This is a genomic window from Microcoleus sp. AT8-A3 (assembly GCF_036705675.1).
Lineage (GTDB): Bacteria > Cyanobacteriota > Cyanobacteriia > Cyanobacteriales > Microcoleaceae > Microcoleus.
This window is the reverse complement of sequence record NZ_JAUBVD010000019.1, coordinates 51,072-69,340: the sequence shown is the minus strand read 5'-3', so window position 1 is coordinate 69,340 and position 18,269 is coordinate 51,072. Positions and strand designations below refer to the sequence as shown.

15 protein-coding genes and 2 pseudogenes are annotated in these 18,269 nt (G+C 45.8%); 9 read left to right on the top strand and 8 right to left on the bottom strand.

Annotated elements, in window-relative coordinates; translation table 11 throughout:
• Positions 1-143 precede the first annotated feature (143 nt).
• Entirely contained in the window at positions 144-632 is a 489-nt protein-coding gene (locus QUB51_RS13790) for an anti-sigma regulatory factor (RefSeq protein ID WP_333056392.1), read from the top strand.
• A 246-nt stretch (positions 633-878) separates the two neighbouring features.
• Here QUB51_RS13790 and QUB51_RS13785 read toward each other — a convergent pair whose 3' ends face one another.
• Positions 879-1,154 carry a DUF6439 family protein gene (locus QUB51_RS13785; protein WP_333233694.1) on the bottom strand — a complete coding sequence of 92 codons (276 nt, stop codon included), beginning with the start codon at positions 1,152-1,154 and terminating at the stop codon, positions 879-881.
• Positions 1,155-1,272: 118 nt separating this feature from the next.
• Here QUB51_RS13785 and QUB51_RS13780 point away from each other — a divergent pair, with 118 nt between their 5' ends.
• Both QUB51_RS13780 and asnS read left to right on the top strand, forming a co-directional pair.
• A complete protein-coding gene (locus tag QUB51_RS13780; RefSeq protein ID WP_333056390.1) occupies positions 1,273-1,638 on the top strand; it encodes a DUF2203 domain-containing protein in 366 nt (121 codons plus the stop codon).
• Between the two features lie 107 nt (positions 1,639-1,745).
• Complete coding sequence (asnS, locus tag QUB51_RS13775) at positions 1,746-3,137, top strand: asparagine--tRNA ligase (protein WP_333261399.1); 1,392 nt, start codon at positions 1,746-1,748, stop codon at positions 3,135-3,137.
• Between the two features lie 80 nt (positions 3,138-3,217).
• Here the strand turns inward: asnS and QUB51_RS13770 are convergent, their stop codons facing one another.
• Together QUB51_RS13770 and QUB51_RS13765 are read right to left on the bottom strand one after the other, a co-directional pair.
• Entirely contained in the window at positions 3,218-4,699 is a 1,482-nt protein-coding gene (locus tag QUB51_RS13770; RefSeq protein WP_333261401.1) for a pitrilysin family protein, read from the bottom strand.
• Between the two features lie 308 nt (positions 4,700-5,007).
• Entirely contained in the window at positions 5,008-6,603 is a 1,596-nt protein-coding gene (locus QUB51_RS13765) for a pitrilysin family protein (RefSeq protein WP_333261404.1), read from the bottom strand.
• A gap of 311 nt (positions 6,604-6,914) precedes the next feature.
• On the opposite strand from QUB51_RS13765, the gene QUB51_RS13760 reads away from it, so the two are divergent.
• Positions 6,915-7,532 (top strand): helix-turn-helix domain-containing protein, encoded by a 618-nt coding sequence (locus QUB51_RS13760; protein ID WP_333056383.1) that lies wholly within the window; start codon positions 6,915-6,917, stop codon positions 7,530-7,532.
• Positions 7,533-7,751: 219 nt separating this feature from the next.
• Here the strand turns inward: QUB51_RS13760 and QUB51_RS13755 are convergent, their stop codons facing one another.
• Positions 7,752-8,114 (bottom strand): hypothetical protein, encoded by a 363-nt coding sequence (locus tag QUB51_RS13755; protein WP_333056382.1) that lies wholly within the window; start codon positions 8,112-8,114, stop codon positions 7,752-7,754.
• A 75-nt stretch (positions 8,115-8,189) separates the two neighbouring features.
• Between QUB51_RS13755 and QUB51_RS13750 the strand changes: the two are divergent.
• A pseudogene (locus QUB51_RS13750) lies at positions 8,190-8,387 on the top strand (TetR/AcrR family transcriptional regulator); the annotation flags it as partial.
• 50 nt (positions 8,388-8,437) lie between these two features.
• Here QUB51_RS13750 and QUB51_RS13745 read toward each other — a convergent pair.
• Positions 8,438-8,800 carry a hypothetical protein gene (locus QUB51_RS13745; RefSeq protein WP_333056380.1) on the bottom strand — a complete coding sequence of 121 codons (363 nt, stop codon included), beginning with the start codon at positions 8,798-8,800 and terminating at the stop codon, positions 8,438-8,440.
• A 120-nt stretch (positions 8,801-8,920) separates the two neighbouring features.
• On the opposite strand from QUB51_RS13745, the gene QUB51_RS13740 reads away from it, so the two are divergent.
• Positions 8,921-9,871, top strand: a complete 951-nt coding sequence (locus QUB51_RS13740; RefSeq protein WP_333261408.1) for a cobalamin biosynthesis protein — start codon at positions 8,921-8,923, stop codon at positions 9,869-9,871.
• 4 nt (positions 9,872-9,875) lie between these two features.
• On the opposite strand, the gene QUB51_RS13735 is transcribed toward QUB51_RS13740, so the two are convergent.
• Positions 9,876-10,244 carry a phage holin family protein gene (locus tag QUB51_RS13735; RefSeq protein WP_333207835.1) on the bottom strand — a complete coding sequence of 123 codons (369 nt, stop codon included), beginning with the start codon at positions 10,242-10,244 and terminating at the stop codon, positions 9,876-9,878.
• Positions 10,245-10,353: 109 nt separating this feature from the next.
• On the opposite strand from QUB51_RS13735, the gene QUB51_RS13730 reads away from it, so the two are divergent.
• A complete protein-coding gene (locus QUB51_RS13730) occupies positions 10,354-10,851 on the top strand; it encodes a pentapeptide repeat-containing protein (RefSeq protein ID WP_333056374.1) in 498 nt (165 codons plus the stop codon).
• Between the two features lie 322 nt (positions 10,852-11,173).
• Here the strand turns inward: QUB51_RS13730 and QUB51_RS13725 are convergent, their stop codons facing one another.
• Positions 11,174-13,375 (bottom strand): transglycosylase SLT domain-containing protein, encoded by a 2,202-nt coding sequence (locus QUB51_RS13725; RefSeq protein WP_333261411.1) that lies wholly within the window; start codon positions 13,373-13,375, stop codon positions 11,174-11,176.
• A gap of 338 nt (positions 13,376-13,713) precedes the next feature.
• Here QUB51_RS13725 and QUB51_RS13720 point away from each other — a divergent pair, with 338 nt between their 5' ends.
• Entirely contained in the window at positions 13,714-15,192 is a 1,479-nt protein-coding gene (locus QUB51_RS13720) for a leucyl aminopeptidase (protein ID WP_333261414.1), read from the top strand.
• Positions 15,193-15,604: 412 nt separating this feature from the next.
• The gene (locus QUB51_RS13715) at positions 15,605-17,827 is read left to right on the top strand and encodes a PAS domain S-box protein (protein WP_333056370.1); all 2,223 of its coding nucleotides are present in this window, start codon (positions 15,605-15,607) and stop codon (positions 17,825-17,827) included.
• A gap of 129 nt (positions 17,828-17,956) precedes the next feature.
• Here the strand turns inward: QUB51_RS13715 and QUB51_RS30410 are convergent.
• Positions 17,957-18,126, bottom strand: a pseudogene (locus QUB51_RS30410) (sensor histidine kinase); the annotation flags it as partial.
• Positions 18,127-18,269 lie beyond the last annotated feature (143 nt).

Below are 18,269 nucleotides of genomic sequence, written 5' to 3'. Positions count from 1 at the left end.
ACGTGGTTTGCTGTTCTTAATTGCTTGGATACTCTAAGATATAAGTAGAGCTGCGCCGCTCAATTAATTAGCATTTTGAATACTAGGGAGCCAACTATGCAGGGTGTGAACTTTATCCACCTGAAAGTTAGGGAGTTTTCTGAGTGATTGCTATTTCACCTCGTCCCGTCGGACGCAATTGGATTACTATTAGCTTCGCTTCTACTCTATACCTTTGTCCTATTTTGGATCTGCTCCTAGCAGAGGTGCCAGAAATCTGGCAAGCCCAATTGCGGTTGGGGCTTCAAGAAGCTTTGGTAAATGCTGCTAAGCATGGAAACAAATTAGATCCAGGTAAAACTGTTGGAGTCCGTTTTTCGATCGTCCAAAACCAATATTGGTGGGTGATATCGGATGAAGGTTCTGGCTTTAAGGCCCCTTGCAGTTGCAACCTTTATACCGATGATTGCGACAATCTCCTCGCAGAGGAGGTTGCAGATAACTCTGCACTACCCCATGTGGAACAGGAATGTGGTAGGGGGTTGTTTATTCTTTACCAAATATTCGATCGGGTAGAGTGGAATTCTCAAGGTACCGAGTTACGGCTGTGCAAAGAACTTCCCAGTCGGTATCGGCTGCCGGGGTTGCGCTAGCACCGCTATGAAAGCAGCAGTTTTCACCTCAGCTATACCTGGAAATTTTTTCGTTCCCGGACTGAAGTTTGCAGTGAGAATTTGAACGCTATGGCTATTGATAGCTGATCGTAATGCAAAATGTGAGTTTTGAGTTAAAAAAGTATAAATCTTTTGAACTCACAATCGCGCTGCTCGATCGAGCGGCGCGATTGTCTAAGTTTTGAGCAACTACTCAAGCCAAAACTCCAGAATCAAAACTCAAAATCATTTGCCGTGGGTGGGACAGGGAGGAGCAGATATCGATCGATCCAGCCATCCTGCCGCTTGGTTTAAGCGCGAGAGAGCTTCTTCGGGCTGTTTTTTGAGCAAAAAGACCAAAGCGGCCGCAGCTTGCTCGCAGGCGCGCGCGGAACGGTTGGCTTTGAGGCGATGCCAATCTTTTTCGGGGATGGCGAGGCGCGCGGCGAGAGCTTGGGCTAGTTCTACCGTACTCAGCTCGTTGAGGTTGACAGTTTGGGTTGTTTGTGTAGTTTCAAGCATAATTGGCAATTATACGGATTTGGCTGCCGTTTCAGAATTTTAAAAATATACTGCATATAATAACAACTTAATTGGAAATCGGTTTTTTTTATTATTATTGTCAGGTTTGCAGATCGAAATGCCTCAACAGCCGTCAGAGTTAAATCCCGAAGAGCAAGAAAGTGAGTTTGTTCAAGCGATCGCAGCCGTTGAGCGATCGCTCGCAGCAGTCAAAGAACGGTACACTCAAATTCAGGTCGATCGACAGCGCCAAGTCGAACTCGGTCATCGGCGCGAAGAAATCCGCCAGTCCAAGCGCCCAAATCCATTGCCGCAACTCAAAAAAGAATTGCGGGAAATTGAGCAAGAATTGGAAACTATCGAGTTGAATTTAGAAAGCAGCCTGTTTTCGTGGGGAAGCATAAAACAACCTTTTTGGCAAGCAGTTCGGTTTGGGGGGCTTGGCATTTTGATCGGTTGGATTTTGAAATCCTATGTCGGTTGAATTATGTTATGATTTTTGATTTTTTTTTACCGCAGAGGGCGCAGAGGGCGCAGAGGAAGAGAAAAGAGAGAATTATGGTGCAAAATATTAAATAAACGGGAGTGGATATGACAAATCAACGGATTGCAGCAATTTTGCGCGCTGGTGAACCCGACGAAACGGTAACTGTTCAAGGCTGGGTTCGCACTAAGCGCGAATTGAAAGATTTTGCCTTTGTCGAAGTCAACGATGGTTCGGCGATGGCTAACTTGCAAGTAGTCATAAATTCCGATTTGCCAGATTTTGAAAATGTACTGAAACAACTGAATACAGGTGCATCTCTAGAAGTGTCGGGTGTGCTGGTAGCGTCTCCCGCAAAAGGACAGCGAATTGAGTTGAAAGCTTCACAAGTACAAGTTTACGGTGATGCAGACCCGCAAACTTATCCCCTGCAAAAAAAGCGCCATTCCTTTGAATTTTTGCGGACAATCGCGCATTTGCGGCCGCGCACAAACACTCACGGTGCTGTCTTTCGAGTCCGCAATGCTTGTTCGGCGGCCGTACACCAATTTTTTCAAGAACGCGGTTTTTTGTGGGTTCATACTCCGATTATTGCTGCTAGCGACTGCGAAGGTGCGGGGGAAATGTTCGCCGTTACTAACTTTGATTTAAAGAATGTGCCACGCACTGATTCGCAAGAGGTTGATTATGCTAAAGACTTTTTTGGAAAGCGCGCCTATTTAACAGTTAGCGGCCAGTTGGAAGCGGAAGTTATGGCGATGGCTTTCGGAAATGTTTACACTTTTGGCCCGACTTTCCGAGCGGAAAATTCTAATACTTCGCGGCATTTGGCGGAGTTTTGGATGATTGAACCGGAGATGGCTTTCTGCGATTTGCAGGGAGATATGGATTTGGCTGAGGCGTTTTTAAAGTACATTTTTAAATACGTTTTGGAGCATTGCCCGGAAGATATGGAGTTTTTCAACGATCGCATTGACAAAACGGTTTTGGCTACTGCTGAAAATATCATTAATAATCAGTTTGAGCGGATTACTTATACCGAGGCGATCGCACTTTTGGAAAAAGCCGACAAAAAGTTTGATTTTCCGGTAAGTTGGGGCTTGGATTTGCAGTCGGAACACGAGCGTTATTTGGCTGAGGATTTGTTTAAAAAGCCGACCATTGTCAGCGATTATCCCGTCGGGATTAAAGCATTTTATATGCGTTTAAATGAGGACGAGAAAACGGTGCGAGCAATGGATGTTTTGGCTCCTAATATTGGGGAAATTATCGGCGGTTCGCAGCGGGAAGAAAGGCTGGATGTGTTGGAGCGGCGCATGGAAGCCCAGGGTATGAATAAGGAGGAATTGTGGTGGTATTTGGATTTGCGCCGCTACGGCACTGTACCTCACGCTGGGTTTGGTTTGGGATTTGAACGGTTAGTGCAGTTTATGACTGGAATGGGGAATATTCGGGATGTGATTCCGTTTCCGAGATCGCCTTTGAGTATTGATTTTTAGTGTAGGATTGTGTGGCAAAGAGGAGGGACACGGCATTGCCGTGTCCTTACCCAGATCGGCGACTCCTAATCACAAATAAATTAAGTCGCCGAGGGAATTGTGATATCAACAGATTGCACTTTGACCGAAGTTCCCAAACTCGATAACGGCGGTTCAATTGCCGCCGTATTTCCCACTACTAATGTTACCAGATTCTCCGGTTTCAAATAAGTCTGAGCTACGCGCTGCACGTCGGCAATTGTTGCTGCTTCGATGCTGCGGCGGTAGCGAAAAATGAAATCTTCGGGATAACCGTAGTATTCGTAGCGGATTAATCGCGACAAAGTTTGACTGGGATTTTCAAATTTGAAGATGAATGAATTTAGGGTGGAATCTTTAGCAAAAGCTAATTCTTCCTGGGTAATTGGTTCGGTGCGGATACGATCGATCTCGGCGCGAATTGCCTGGATAAACGGTACGGTGGCATCCGATCGCGTTTGGCCTCCTGCGACAAACACCCCCGGATAGTCATATCTCGGACTCCAAGCCGCGTATACTGAATAAGCTAAGCCTTGGCGCGATCGCACGTTATTGAACAAACGGCCGCCGAAACCGTTGAGAACCCCGTTCATTACGTCCAAAGCACCGTAATCTGGACTGCTGAGCATTCCGCCCAAATGTCCCATTTGCACGTAACTTTGACTTAATTGCGGCTGATTTACTAAAAATATGCCGCCGTCCTTTGCTGGCGATACCGCTGGTAGTGCAGGCACTTCTGCACTTTGATTCGGTTCCCAGTTGCCGAATTTTTCCTCGATCTGCGATCGCATTTTAGCTGTATCAAAATCGCCAGCAATACCCAAAATCATATTCTTGGGATGGAAATATTTCTGATAGAAACTCACCACATCGTCGCGGGAAATATTGGCGAGGGTTTTGTATTCTACCGTGCGCGCGTAAGGACTGCGATCGCCATAAACTAACTTTTGAAACTCGCGGCCGGTAATATCGTCAGGATCGTCATTGCGGCGGGCGATCGCACCTTGAGTTTGGTTCTTCGCTAAATCTAACTTTTCCTGAGCAAACATTGGCTCCCGAATCACTTCCGCAAATAAGTCAAACACGGGTTCCAAATCTTCAGCTAAAGCACTAAAATTAGCCGTGCCAGAAGCAACATCAATCCCCGTTTCTACCGAAGCTGCTCGCTGTTCTAGCAACTGATTTAATTCATCAGCAGTATGCCGGCTAGTACCGCCAGTTCGCATCACTTCTCCCGTCAAACCTCCCAATCCAATTTTATCGGCTGGTTCAAAACGATCGCCCGTGCGAAATAGCGCCGTTCCCCCGACTAACGGCAATTCCCGGTCTTCCATAAGATAAACCCGGATACCATTTTTCAGCTCGAAGCGAGTATATTTAGGCAGTTTAATTTCGGACAGCGGGGGAAATGTTAATTCGTCGTAGTGTTTCGGTGCAGCAGCAAAGGAAGGTAACAAATTAAACGTGCCCAGTGAAACTGTAAAAAAGCACAGCGATAGCAGAAATAACTTTACTTTTTTCAGTCTCAATTTAGTCCTTTTCATTCTTTCTCCTAAGTTTCCTATTGTGACATAGCGAGGCAGAGCCTCTGGATCTGCGTTCCCCGGCTCTGCCCAAGGCGTGACAACTTAACGTTAAACCTACCGTCTCTCTTGTTTGTCGCGAACTGCAAGATCCCCCCTAACCCCCCTTATTAAGGGGGGGACAAGAGTGTTCTCAAAGTCCCCCTTCTTAAGGGGGATTTAGGGGGATCTAGATTCGACTAAAAGCGACATTTATTATGGGTTTTAGTCTTAAGTTGTCAGGAAGGGGCAGAGCCTGAAAACGAGTTTTTCTTCCTTCTTCCTTCTTCTTACAGAGGCAAAAGCTTACCAATCGTGCGATTTTCCGGGCGGAAAGTTGCCTGAGCGACACGCTGAATGTCAGCGGGAGTAACAGCCGCGATCGCATCCAATTCCTTAAACAAATTTCGCCACGAACCGGTGTTTACTTGATAGTCCACCAGCGAAAATGCCATGCCCATATTAGAATTGAGCGATCGCAACAAATCGGCTCTCGCCTGAGTTTTCACGCGCTCCAATTCCAAAGCAGAAACCGGCTCTGTTTTCAGGCGCTCGATTTCCTTCCTCAAAGCGGAGGCTACTTCATCAACCGTGCGGCCCGGAGCAGTTTGAGCGTAAAATAACATCAAATTCGGATACTTTTCCCCAGGATAACCACTGAAACCTTGAGCAGCCAGCGCCAATTGCTGTTGTTCTACCAAAGATTTATAGAGCCGAGAAGTGCGGCCATCGCTGAGCAAAGAACCAATCATTTCATAAACCGCATTGTCGGGATGATTCATCGCCGGTTTGTGGTATCCTTCCAAATACCAAGGTTGAGTTTTTAATTGCAGCGTCACTTCCTTAGTTTGCGTTTGGGGAGGTTCGACAATCTGCAATTCTGGAGGCTCTGGTGAAGCCTTGTAACGGCCGAAATAAATTTGAGCGAGTCGCTTCACCTCCGAAGCTTTCACGTCTCCTACCACTGCCACAGTCAGCTTGCTGGGGACATAGTGAGTATCGAAAAACTTCTGCACGTCGCTGCGGGTGAGGTTTTTAATGTCTTCAGTGTAGCCAATTACGGGGCGACGGTAGGGATGAACAGAGAAAGCTTTGTTGGCAAAAGCTTCAACCATTTGTCCGATCGGAGAATTCTCGGTTCGTAGCCTGCGCTCTTCTAAAATTACCTGTTTTTCTTTGTAAAATTCCCGAAATACTGGTTCTAGAAATCGCTCGGATTCCAGCGACATCCACATTTCTAACTTATTAGCTGGAAGGCTGTAAAAATACATTGTGGCGTCGGTGGAAGTAGCGGCATTTAGTCCGACTCCGCCTGCTTGTTCCACTATTTTGCCCAGTTCATTGCGCTTGACAAATTGCGAAGCTTCGGCTTCAACTTTGTCAAATTCTGCTTTTAATTGGGCGACTTCTTCAGTTTTGCCGCTGGCCTTGGCTGCTTGCATTTGCTCGAAGAGTTGGTCTTGTTTTTCTAGCAGCGGCTTTTCGGCTTGGTAGTCGGTAGTGCCGATTTTTGGCGTGCCTTTGAAGGCTAAATGTTCGAGATAGTGAGCGACTCCGGTTTGGCCGTCGGGTTCGTTTGCCCCGCCGACATCGGCGTGAATCAGAAACGATGCTACGGGCGCTCTGGGCCTTTCGAGTACGATGAATTTCATGCCGTTGTCGAGCTTAAATTCGCTGACTTGGCTGATTACTCGATCGAGCGACGGTTGAACAGAGACTGCTTGGGAGCCGCTAGCAGGGTTGGGGCGGGCAAGGGCTATTTCGGGGGAAACTCCCCACCACAGCAGTACAGCGGCCAGCAGGGAGGCAATGAATCGAGTTTGGCTCACGGGCGATTCCCTAGGGGATAGCTTCGCTTCACGGGGTTTTTGGAACTGCGGGGTCATTCGATTTTAGATTTTAGATTTTAGATTTTGGATTGTCAAACAAACAATGTTTGTGCTCGGTGGCCAGAGATTCTTTTCTCAGGATAAAGATTTTTTGAGGCATAAGCGATCTGTTGCGCCGCAGATGTTAGGCTGATACAGCAAATCTCAAAAAGGGTCATTCGATTTTAGATTTTAGATTTTGGATTTTGGATTGTCAAACAAAAAAATGTTTGCCCTCAATGCCAGAGATTCTTTTTAAAACTTAACATCAATTAGTCCCTCAGTCCAGCTCCCGTAGTTCCAAGTAGCAAATTACCCATTGCAAAGCCATGCGAATTTTTAATCAGTCTCCTCCTTCTGAAACAGAAACCAAGAAGCGGATTTTACAAGCCGCTCAGCGGTTGTTTGCCCGCAGCGGATACGACGGGACGACAACTCGCGATTTAGCAGCAGCGGCGGGGGTGGCCGAGGGTACGCTTTTTCGGCATTTTGATAATAAAAAAGCGATTTTGATTGAGGTGGCGACGGAAGGATGGGTGGAGTTGCTGACGGATTTGCTGACAGAATTAAGCGAGATGGGCAGTTACAAAGCAGTGGCTCAGGTGATGCGGCGACGGATGCTGAATATCCGCGAGAATAGCGACATGATGCGGGTGTGTTTTTTGGAGGCACAATTTCACCCGGATTTGCGCGACAGAATTCAGTTGGAAGTCATCGGAAAAATGAGCGATGTGGCTGAGGCTTTTTTTGAAACCGCGATGGAAAAAGGAGTTTATCGGAAGATGAATCCGAAGATTGTCGCTCAGGTATTTTTGGGAATGTTTGCAGTCGCGGGTTTCAGTCAAAATACGATTATGGAGCCGAATGCTTCGCCCCAGGAAATGCAGGAAATGGCCGAAGGACTCGCAGATATTTTTCTGAATGGGGTTTTGCAGAAAGATGAATAATTAGTCATTAGTTATTAGTTATTGGTTATTTATTGGTTATTGGTTATAACCGACATCTTGCAGCAATATCAATAAGAGGATTTTTCGTGGGGTCTGGCGGGTTTATAGAACCTATTTGCAAGCTTTAAGGCTGTTGGCGAACCCGCCCCTACGGCTAATTGAGAATGGTGCAATATCTCAGTTATAACCAATAACCCCTCACCCATCCCCAATCCCCAATTACTCTATAAATTCGTACATTTGCTGTACCCACTTCTCCCGATTATTCTGCCATTCATCCGTCACTACTTCCCAAGTTGTATTGCTTTCAAGTTCCAGCAAGAGACTTGATACTTCTTCCAGCGTCGATGCTATATGACATTCTTCTACCCAACTTTCACGGATCATTTTCCAGAGACTTTGTACTGCTTCTCGCTGATAATTTGATTCTAATTCAACTAGCAATTTGGCTAGGTGTTTTTCGTCAATTGCTGCTGACACCTCGCTCATCCAACAGTCGCGACGTTCTTTCCATTCTTCCGTCACTGCATCCCCGTTTAGGTGGGCTTGAAACTCTAACAGTAATTGGTTTAGTTCTACCATATTAAATTTTGTCTTGTTTGCAGTTGGTGCTATTTTTGTACAAATTTTATTGATTTAGACTCTTGGTTTTTTATAGTGAGCGATGTGGCTGAGGCTTTTTGGGAAACGGCTCAGGTATTTTTGAGAATGTTTGCAGTGGCGCCCTTCAGTCAAAATACGATTATGAAGCCGAATGCTTCTCGGCAGCAAATGCAGGAAATGGCTGAAGGACTCGCTGATATTTTTCTGAATGGAGTTTGGCAGAAAGATGAAGAATTAGTGATTAGTCATTAGGAAATGTTAGAGTCTGAAAACGCATATCTACAGGCTCTAAATCCTCGAAACTACTCCTTAAACTTGTGCATTTGCTGTACCCATTTCTCGCGATTCTGCTGCCATTCATCGGTAACCGCTTCCCAATTGGTATTGGTTTCAAGTTCCAGCAATAAACTTGATACTTCTTGAACAATCGATGCTGCCAGACATTCTTCTACCCAACGGTCTCGACGCTGTTGCCACTGAATATCCACCGATTCCCACTGCAAGTTAGATTCCAATTCAACTAGCAATTCTGCTAGATATGTCAGGTTAACTGATGCTGCCACATCGCTAACCCAACTTTCCCGGCGGTCTATCCATTCTTTTGTCACTCCTTCCCATTTGAGGTTGCTTTCAAACTCTAACAGTAACTGATTTAGTTCTACCATCTTAAATCTTGGGTTTTTTGTAGTTTGTGCTACAATTATACCAAAATTTTCACTAAACAGAGTGTTAAGTTTTTTTTAAGATTGCGGTCGCAGTGAAACTACAGAATAGATAACTGAATAATGAACGATGAATTTACTTTAGATATGCTAGAGATTCCCAGCGGTTGGAGGCGGGGCGAAGGTGACTGGACTGGAGTGGCGGCGGCTCTTGCTAGAGGGGAAACTGTCGAAGTAATTCAAGAAGTGGGTTCTACGTTGTGGCAAAACAGTCTGCCAGAAAAACATTCTTTGTATTGGGATGGGGAAAATCTATCAACTATCAAAGCCCGAATTTGGATTAGTTTCACCCAGAGAAGATTTTCGCCGGAATCTGTTTTGCCAAAGGTTCAGTGGCATCCGAGAGTGTTGTGGGTAGGGATAGGTTGTGAAGGCGGAACAGGGCGAGAATTAATCGAAACTGCGATTAAACAAGTATGCCGTGCTTATCATTTAGCCGAAAGTGCGATCGCAGGTATTGCTACAATAGATACTAAAGCAGGTGAAGTCGGCTTGCTGGAGCTTTGTCAAGCGCGAAATTGGCCGTTAAAAACCTTTGGGGCTGACATTTTAAGTTCCGTAGAAGTCCCCAATCCTTCAAATATTGTAGTCAAAGAAGTCGGCACGCCCAGCGTAGCAGAAGCTGCGGCACTTTGTGCGATCGAACTAATATCTTGTACCATTCTCAAGAACAGGCAAGATGCCTGTTCCACAATTCTCAACAACAGGCAAGATGCCTGTTCCACAAAGACTGAATCTGCTTGTGGGGAGGGCCTCTTGCCCGCCCGTACCATTCTCAACAACAGGCAAGATGCCTGTTCCACAATTCTCAACAACAGGCAAGATGCCTGTTCCACAAACAGTGAATCTGCTTGTGGGGTGGGCATCTTGCCCGCCCAGCAAAGGCTTTTAGTCCCTAAACAAATATTTCGCAGCAAAAATCCCCCCCTTTCACAAGGAGGGGTTAGGGCGGGTTCTGCGGTAACAGTAGCCGTTGCAGTTTGCCCGATCGAATATCTGGAGTATCTGGGATAATGTACTACTGAGACAAAGTATTGGCATTCACAAATCGACCAATCAACCCAGAAACGAATGACAACACAATGGAACCCACCAAAGCCGGCCAAAAACCGTTAACCACAAAGCCGATACTGAACACACTCGCTAACCAGGAAGCCAGGGAAAGCGAAATTGCATTGACAACGAATAAAAACAAACCTAAAGTAATAATGGTCAAAGGAAGCGTCAGCAATGTAATAATCGGTTTGACAACCGCATTCACCAATCCGATAACAACAGCAGCCAGCATCGCCGCCGGAAAGCTAACCACCGCCATACCTGGTACAATGTTAGCGGTAATGACCAGCGAAACTGCGGCTACTATCCAAGTTAAGAAAAAACTTAGCATATCTTTTTTTCCATCTCCATCACTATTAATTCAGATTTTAACTGTTTAGTCGATCGACCAAAGTTCGGGATACACTACGAAATACCCACCTTGCGAGAATATCAGAATTATGAAACTCCGGCAACTAGCAGCATTCCTATTCGCGCTAACTATCTTCATCCTGCCGCGGCCAGCCCAAGCTCAATCTAAATATTACGCTCCGCCCTTGTCCTTTAGCAACGCCGAACTGACAAGACGCGATTTTTCTGGTCAAATGCTGCGGGCCGCTGAGTTTTCTAACGCTAATATGGACTTGACTAATTTTTCTAATGCCGATTTGCGGGGAGCAATTATGAGCGCTTCGGTGATGACTGAGGCGAATTTGCACGGCGCAAATTTAACTAATGCAATGATTGATCAAGTTAAATTTACTAAGGCCGATTTAAGCGATGCAATATTAGCAGAAACAATTTTGCTGCGTTCTACTTTTGAGGGAGCTGATATTACCGGCGCTGACTTTACTGATGCAATTATGGACGGATCACAAGTTAAAGAATTGTGCACAAAGGCCACCGGGATTAATTCCCAAACTGGGATTTCTACTCGCGATTCTTTGGGATGCCGCTGATATCATCTCCGGTCAATTACTGATGATTGTTTGTTGGGTGGGGGCGGGTTTTTGAAATTGTTTGTTTGGGGCGATTATGGTTGGTGGAACCTGCCCCTACACCACGAATACTTCACATTAACCTGATATTGGCATTAAATTCCCCAATGTACATGATGATTGTTTGTTGGGTGGGGGCGGGTTTTTGAGATTGTTTGTTTGGGGCGATTATGGTTGGTGGAACCCACCCCTACGAAACCCTATTTGGTAGGGGCGGGTTCCACCAAAAATATCTAAGGATTACCAACAATTTAGATAAACCCGCCCCCACACCACGAATAATTCACTTTGCTTTTTTCTGAGCAGCCGCATAATGCTCACTCATTAACTGATTAACTTCTGGATTGTAAATCCGCAGATAATTCCAGTAATTCTCAAACACCGATTTTACGTATCCTTTGGTTTCAGGAAACGGAATCTTTTCCGCAAAAGCATCCGGGTCACTAAAACTAAACCTCTTCAACCAATCTGCTACTGCAGTTGGCCCGGCATTATAACTCGCCACAGCTAACATCGAGTTATTCTTGTACTCGTCGTGAGTGTGATCCAAATACCATGTACCGAGTTTAACGTTGTCGTCCACATTCTCCAATGAATACTTTTTGAGGCTGATTTGTCCAGCAACCCAAGCTGCTGTTTCCGGCATTACTTGCATTAAACCTGTGGCGCCAACTGATGATTTAATAGCGGGCATAAATCGCGATTCTTGCCGGATTAATGCTGTTACTAATACTGGATTTATTTTGCGATCTTGCGACCATTTGACAATGGTTTCTAAGTAAGGAAAAGGATAAAGTGCTTGCCAATAAATCGGTTGCTGTCTGAGTTCGAGGTATTGGGTTCTATCATCTGGTTTATCGCGCTGGCGCAAACTCCCAACCATCCACAAACCGTCTAAATTATCTCCGACTGCAACTCGCATTAAGCCGTCGGTAAACTGTTCCGCAATACTTGGTTCTACGCGATCGATAAATTCTATTTGCCACAGCGTCCAAGCATCTCTATCTTGACCTAATTGATAGAGTTCTTTCAAGGCAGGAGAACCTGCCATTGGTTCGGGGCGCTGAGGCGGCCGCACTACATTGGGAGACAAATCTCGGACTGTGGTAAAGTCGCCGACGGGCCAGCCGAGAAGTACAGCCGATCGCCACGCAAAATATGATTCTGGATAGCGTAATATAGTGTACTCAAATGCAGTCTTGGCGTCTTGTTGCCGACCGAGTTGCTGTGCCCATTTCCCGACCCAAAATGCTGCTTCTGGAGCTTGTTCGCTGTCGGGATTATGGGTGGTTAATTCTCTGGCCCACTGCCAAGCTGATTTTAAATCTCCGCCTTTGGCAAACTGTTGGGCGATCGTCCACCGCAATTCGCCTGCTTTATCAGAATTATTGTATTTTGTCAAGAGCAACTTCCGGGTATCTGAGGCGGATTGACCACTGCGTGCTTTGTCGAGAAGTTGGGATTTATCTAACAAAGCTTCGGGGGCATGATTGGGGAATTTGCTAATAACTCGATCGAGCAAAACGATCGCTTCTTTCGGTTCGCTCAGCCGCGATAGCCGAATTAAACCCAAACCAGTATCTTCGGCATCGGGAAAATCGCGCACTAATTCTTGATAGGCAATTCTCGATTCCGGGATTTTTCCGTCGAGCCACAAACCGCGAGCTTTGCGGTAAAGATTTTTGGCGTTGCGGGGAGCTTTCCCGTAAGCAATAGCTCCTTTGCCATAATCTTGTTTTTCCCAATAGCCAAAGGCAATTTCTTCCCAATCTTCCGGTTTCAAACCTGCGCTGTTTCGCTGCACCAGTTGTTCCACAATTGTCCCGTAATCTTTGACATAATGACCGTGTTTTGCTACTAGCAGCATTAACTGGGGCTGATTGGGATTTTCTTTTAACTTGCCGAGAGCAATTTCTACGCTGCGGGGATGAGCGGGAAATTCAGTAATTGCCTGTTGCCAATATTCCGGTTTTGACTTGCCTAAAACATATAAAGCTTCCGCTGCTACCGGGTCCCTCGGATAGTTTTTGAGCAGTTCCTCCCAAGCTTTTTTAGTTTTGCCTTTGTCGCCGCTCAATTGGTAAGATCGGGCCCTTTTTAGGGCAATGTGAGAGGCTAAAACCGGATATTCTTGCTCTAATTTGTCCAATAATTTTAATGCTTTGGCGGCATTTCCTTGCTGGATTAAATCGCTGGCCAGCAGGTAGCGGGCGCGGCTTTGAGGGGAGATTTGCTGCTGCGGGTTCGTACTTGCAGGAGGCTGACTGGCTGCAATTTCAACTAATTTCGCCGATCGCTCGCTCGGTGACAGCGATACCAGCATCTTGACTTGCGATTCGGAATTCGCTGCATTCTGGGGCTGCTCGGCCTTCTGGGATGAGCCCAAACCCATCAATTTCATCGCAGCAACCAAAGAGCCGATCGCAATAACGCAAACTGAAACGCTGATTAAAACAGAAAATCGGGCCCGGCGTCGTTTTAGCATGGGAAAATTTAAGAGAATAAGATATAGAGAACCGATCGTTTGTCAAGAGCCATCAGAGGCAGGATGGGTGTTCTACGCCATCACAGGCAGGATGCCTGTTCAACGAGAAATAAATGTTAATAGTGGGGCAAAAACGGACAGCCGACCCCCAAACAGATGATTGAGATTGGTGGAAGATCCGATCGCAGGCGGACTTGGCTGATATAGTAGCAGAATTTATTTTGATGTGGAGCCGAAAATTTGTGCGATCGATCTATTTCCCCGCACCAACGAAAAACCACAAACCACCCACTGCAAAGTACAATCAAAAATCTAAAATCTAAAGTGTAAATCAAAACATGGAATTTCTAGTCACCGATACGCCCCGCTCTGTTTGGACAGGAGACGCCCTGGCAATTGGTCTATTTGAGGACGGCTTGGAATTCACCGGCGAGCTGGCACAATTAGATGAAAAGCTTGCAGGCACTTTGAAAGAGCTGCTACTGGAAGTAGATTTTAAGGGCAAAGTGGGCACGAGCGCCATCACCCGCGTCGGCGGCAATAATCCCATTCGCAAAATTGCGATCGTCGGTTTGGGAAAAACAGAGGACTTAAAATTAGACACCGTGCGGCAAGCTGCAGGCGTTTGCGCCAAGTTAGCCAAAAAGGAGAAATGCAAAACCCTCGGAATTAGCTTTCCTGTGTGGAAAAGTGCGCCGGATTCTACAGCAAGCGCGATCGCCGAAGGTGTAGAACTCTCCTTGAATCAAGACAACCGTTTCAAATCGGAACAGGAAGACAAAAGCCCGCAACTCGAACAAATTCATTTGCTCGGTTTTGCCGGTACCGAAAGTGCGATCGTCCGCGCCCGCCAAATCACTGCCGGAGTCATTTTAGCACGGGAATTAGTCGCAGCGCCTGCAAATTTTGTCACCCCGATTACCATGGCAGAAACCGCTCAAAGTCTAGCTACCGAATGCGGTTTAGAATTAGAAATATTGGAGCGAGAAGACTGCGAAAAACTTGGAATGGGAGCCTTTCTCGGCGTTGCCCTAGCATCTGATTTACCGCCTAAATTCATCCATTTAACTTACAAACCCGAAGGCACACCGCGCCGCAAAATAGCAATTGTCGGCAAAGGATTGACCTTTGATTCTGGCGGTTTGAACATCAAAGGTGCGGGCAGCGGCATTGAAATGATGAAAGTAGATATGGGCGGCGCTGCGGCTACTTTGGGAGCGGCAAAGGCGATCGGTCACATCAAACCCGATGTGGAAGTTCACTTTATCAGCGCCGTCACAGAAAACATGATCAGCGGCCGCGCCATGCGCCCTGGAGACATTCTTACAGCTTCCAACGGCAAAACAATTGAAGTCAACAATACCGACGCTGAAGGTCGTTTAACCCTGGCTGATGCTTTGGTATTTGCTGATAAATTGGGAGTTGACGCAATAGTAGATTTAGCAACTCTAACCGGGGCCTGCGTAATTGCTTTAGGCGACGATATCGCGGGTTTGTGGAGTCCTCAAGATAGCGTCGCTGCCGAAATAGTCGCCGCCTCAGAATTGGCCGGCGAAAAATTTTGGCGGATGCCGATGGAAGAGAAGTATTTTGAGGGGTTGAAAGCATTGCACGCCGACATGAAAAATACTGGCCCGCGTCCCGGCGGTTCGATTACGGCGGCGCTATTTTTGAAGCAGTTTGTAAAGGATACTGCATGGGCGCATTTAGATATTGCCGGCCCGGTTTGGACTGACAAAGAAAATGGCTATAATGGCCCTGGGGCTACTGGTTTTGGTGTTCGGACTTTGGTGCATTGGGCGCTGGGCGGTGCTTAATTGTGGATTTCCAGCGGAAAAATTGAGATTTTCTTTGCCTTAAAAGTCTGTTAGTCCATCTGTGAGCCAGGGGTTTTTAACCCCTGGCTCACTGCTTAAGTAATCTCAAAGAAAATTTAATAGCGATCGTTAACTATTTAAATGTTTCTGAAGCAATCAGTAGGCAAACCTATGTATTCCGTCACAGGGAGCAATGCTTACGTTGCGAGCCGTGACGCTCGGCATGGCTCATGCTTGGGAAAAACTTCGTTCCCAGGGCCCCACCTCGACAGTTTTGACATTTCCTGAAAAAATAGCTGTTTCATAAAAAATGAAAAAAGTATATAATTATGTAAATATTTCACTAGCCGAAATCAAATAATTAGATTTGATCCGATTTGCATTGGTACAGATAATTTTTTTCTTGAACTTTATGCAAGAACAATTAACAATTTTTTTTTCCACACTTGCTGTATCTTCTAGACTCGCCTGCAACCTGGTGCCGGAGTTGCGATTGTACGCTGTTTTTGACTCGCTGACGGCACTGGCTTATTGCTCGATCGCCCTATCGTTAGTTTATTTTACCCGCCAAGGTTCTCAGCGCAAGATTTTCCGGCTGTTTGCCATTGTTTTTTTTGCCTGGAGCGCCGCTAAATTGACGGAAGTTTGGACGCTTTGGCATTCCATATATTGGCTGTTGATAACTCTCAAAGCAGCAAGTGCTTTGATTTCTTTGCTTTTAGCCGCAACTGCCCTCGCCCTCATGCCGAAAGCACTTGCCGAGTCTGGTTTCAATCAAAAAGAAAAATTTCAACAAATGTCTTTAAAAAAAGTAGAACAAAATCAGCCCGAATATGATATCGAGAAAGGAGAATTGGCAAAACAATTGCTCGATATTTACCCTTTAGATACTATTGTCGATCGCACTTTAGCTCTCAATTCGCTTAACGAACAGTTAGAAAAAGAAATTGCCGATCGCCAGCGGGTTGAGGAAAAGTTGCAACTGACTCAATTTGCGATCGACCGATCGGCAGATGCGATATTCTGGATCGGGCCCGACGGTAAATTTTTGTACGTCAACGACGCTGCTTGCACTTCATTAGGATATTCTGCCGCAGAATTGCTCTCGATGACCGTGCACGACATCAATCCAGATTTTCCCCAAACTGCTTGGAGTTTGCACTGGAAAGTCTTAAAACGCTGCGGTTCGGTTAATATTGAAGTTCACCACCTCACTAAGTACGGTCGCATTTTTCCCGTAGAAATTACCATCAACCATTTGGAATTTAACGGCAAAGAATATCAGTGTGCGTTTGCTCGTGACATTAGCGAACGCAAGCGGATTGAGGCAGCTTTGCGAGAAAGGGAAGAAGAATTTAGGTCATTAGTTTCTAGCATTCCCGGTGCGGTTTACCGCTGCAGTGCTGCGGGGCGATCGAGCGTAACTTTTATCAGCAGTGGCATCGAAGCTATTTCCGGCTATCCGGCAGCTAACTTTATGCAAAAACCGGTGCAGGCTTTTCCGAGTATAGTTCATGCCGATGACGTGGAGCAAATCGAGACAATTATCGATCGGGCTATTAAGACAAAACAACCTTACATCATCGAATATCGCCTAATTCACTGCGACGGAAATGTGCGGTGGGTTGCAGAGAAAGGTCAAGCCCTTTTCAACGCAGACGGTAAAGTTTTATCCCTCAACGGCGCCATTTTTGACATCACAGAGCGCAAAGCAGCGGAGGATGCTTTGCGCCTCTCCGAGGCGATCGCCAACAACAGAGCCCAGCAGCTAGAAATCGCTCTCAAAGAACTCCGAGAAACTCAAGCTCATCTAATTCATACCGAAAAAATGTCAAGTCTCGGTCAAATGGTAGCTGGAGTAGCTCACGAAATTAATAACCCTGTCAGTTTTATCTACGGCAATATTTCCTACGCCAGCCAATATATCAGAGACTTGTTGCAGCTTGTAGAACTTTACCAAAAACACTATCCTCAGCCGCTGGTAGAAGTTCAAGAATGTATTGACAATATCGATTTAGAATTTCTGAGAGAAGATTTACTGAAAATATTATCTTCGATGAAAATGGGAGCCGATCGCATTCGCGAAATAGTTCTGAGCTTGCGAAATTTCTCGCGTTTAGACGACTCGGTAAAAAAGCCTACCAACGTTCATGAAGGCATAGACAATACGCTGCTAATTTTACACAACAAACTGCGCGCCAGAGGCGACTATCCAGAAATTAAAGTAATCAAAGATTACGGTAAACTCCCCTTAATAGAATGTTATGCAGGTCAGCTAAATCAGGTATTTATGAACCTGCTGAGCAACAGTATTGACGCATTGGAAGATGCTTGCAACCAAAAAAGGCGAGCGGCAGCCGGCGGCGACGATTGGGAACCAACTATTAGCATTCGCACAGAAGCCCTGAACGAAAATAGTATTTGTATTCGCATTTCCGATAATGCGATCGGCATGACAGAAGACGTGCGTAGCCGATTATTTGACCCGTTTTTCACGACAAAACCGATGGGAAAAGGCACTGGTTTAGGGTTAGCCATCAGTTACCGAATTGTCGCGGAAAAACACGCCGGATCCTTAAGCTGCCGTTCCACCGTAGGAGAAGGTACGGAATTTGCGATCGAGATTCCTTTATGAATTAGCCCGACGGAAGTATCAAGACTTTGGCAGAAGTTATCCCTCACTATAAATTGTAAAGTCGGGTGTAAAAAACTTTCAATTTTCAATAAAAATCCCAAAATTGGCTATAAATTACCCAGGTAATGTTCAACATGGCAGTGAAATTATAAATTCTGTACCGCGATCTAAAGTTGAGTTGACTTCTAGCATACTAAAGTGTTTCTCAACTACAATCAGCCGTGCGCCAATCCTAATCCCGTTCCTTTCCCTACCGCTTTCGTCGTCAATAAATGATCGAATATTTTTTGTTTGACCTCCCAACGGGTGTAGGAGTAAGGATCGCGAATTAAATAACTTACAATTTTAATTGTTATTGTGGGATGGGCTCTTATAGCCCGTCATGAGTGGACGGGCTATAAGAGCCCCTCCCACTTTCAATAGTGGAAGTTATTTAATTCTC

What these genes read in the sequence shown, in the direction of transcription:
- QUB51_RS13780 (WP_333056390.1), top strand. Translation starts at nt 1,273, where the DNA reads ATGCCTCAACAGCCGTCAGAGTTAAATCCCGAAGAGCAAGAAAGTGAG.
- QUB51_RS13745 (WP_333056380.1), bottom strand. Translation starts at nt 8,800, where the DNA reads ATGGTAGAACTAAATCAGTTACTGTTAGAGTTTGAAAGCAACCTCAAA.
- QUB51_RS13740 (WP_333261408.1), top strand. Translation starts at nt 8,921, where the DNA reads ATGAACGATGAATTTACTTTAGATATGCTAGAGATTCCCAGCGGTTGG.
- QUB51_RS13755 (WP_333056382.1), bottom strand. Translation starts at nt 8,114, where the DNA reads ATGGTAGAACTAAACCAATTACTGTTAGAGTTTCAAGCCCACCTAAAC.
- QUB51_RS13760 (WP_333056383.1), top strand. Translation starts at nt 6,915, where the DNA reads ATGCGAATTTTTAATCAGTCTCCTCCTTCTGAAACAGAAACCAAGAAG.
- QUB51_RS13720 (WP_333261414.1), top strand. Translation starts at nt 13,714, where the DNA reads ATGGAATTTCTAGTCACCGATACGCCCCGCTCTGTTTGGACAGGAGAC.
- QUB51_RS13785 (WP_333233694.1), bottom strand. Translation starts at nt 1,154, where the DNA reads ATGCTTGAAACTACACAAACAACCCAAACTGTCAACCTCAACGAGCTG.
- QUB51_RS13735 (WP_333207835.1), bottom strand. Translation starts at nt 10,244, where the DNA reads ATGCTAAGTTTTTTCTTAACTTGGATAGTAGCCGCAGTTTCGCTGGTC.
- QUB51_RS13770 (WP_333261401.1), bottom strand. Translation starts at nt 4,699, where the DNA reads ATGAAAAGGACTAAATTGAGACTGAAAAAAGTAAAGTTATTTCTGCTA.
- asnS (WP_333261399.1), top strand. Translation starts at nt 1,746, where the DNA reads ATGACAAATCAACGGATTGCAGCAATTTTGCGCGCTGGTGAACCCGAC.
- QUB51_RS13715 (WP_333056370.1), top strand. Translation starts at nt 15,605, where the DNA reads ATGCAAGAACAATTAACAATTTTTTTTTCCACACTTGCTGTATCTTCT.
- QUB51_RS13765 (WP_333261404.1), bottom strand. Translation starts at nt 6,603, where the DNA reads ATGACCCCGCAGTTCCAAAAACCCCGTGAAGCGAAGCTATCCCCTAGG.
- QUB51_RS13730 (WP_333056374.1), top strand. Translation starts at nt 10,354, where the DNA reads ATGAAACTCCGGCAACTAGCAGCATTCCTATTCGCGCTAACTATCTTC.
- QUB51_RS13725 (WP_333261411.1), bottom strand. Translation starts at nt 13,375, where the DNA reads ATGCTAAAACGACGCCGGGCCCGATTTTCTGTTTTAATCAGCGTTTCA.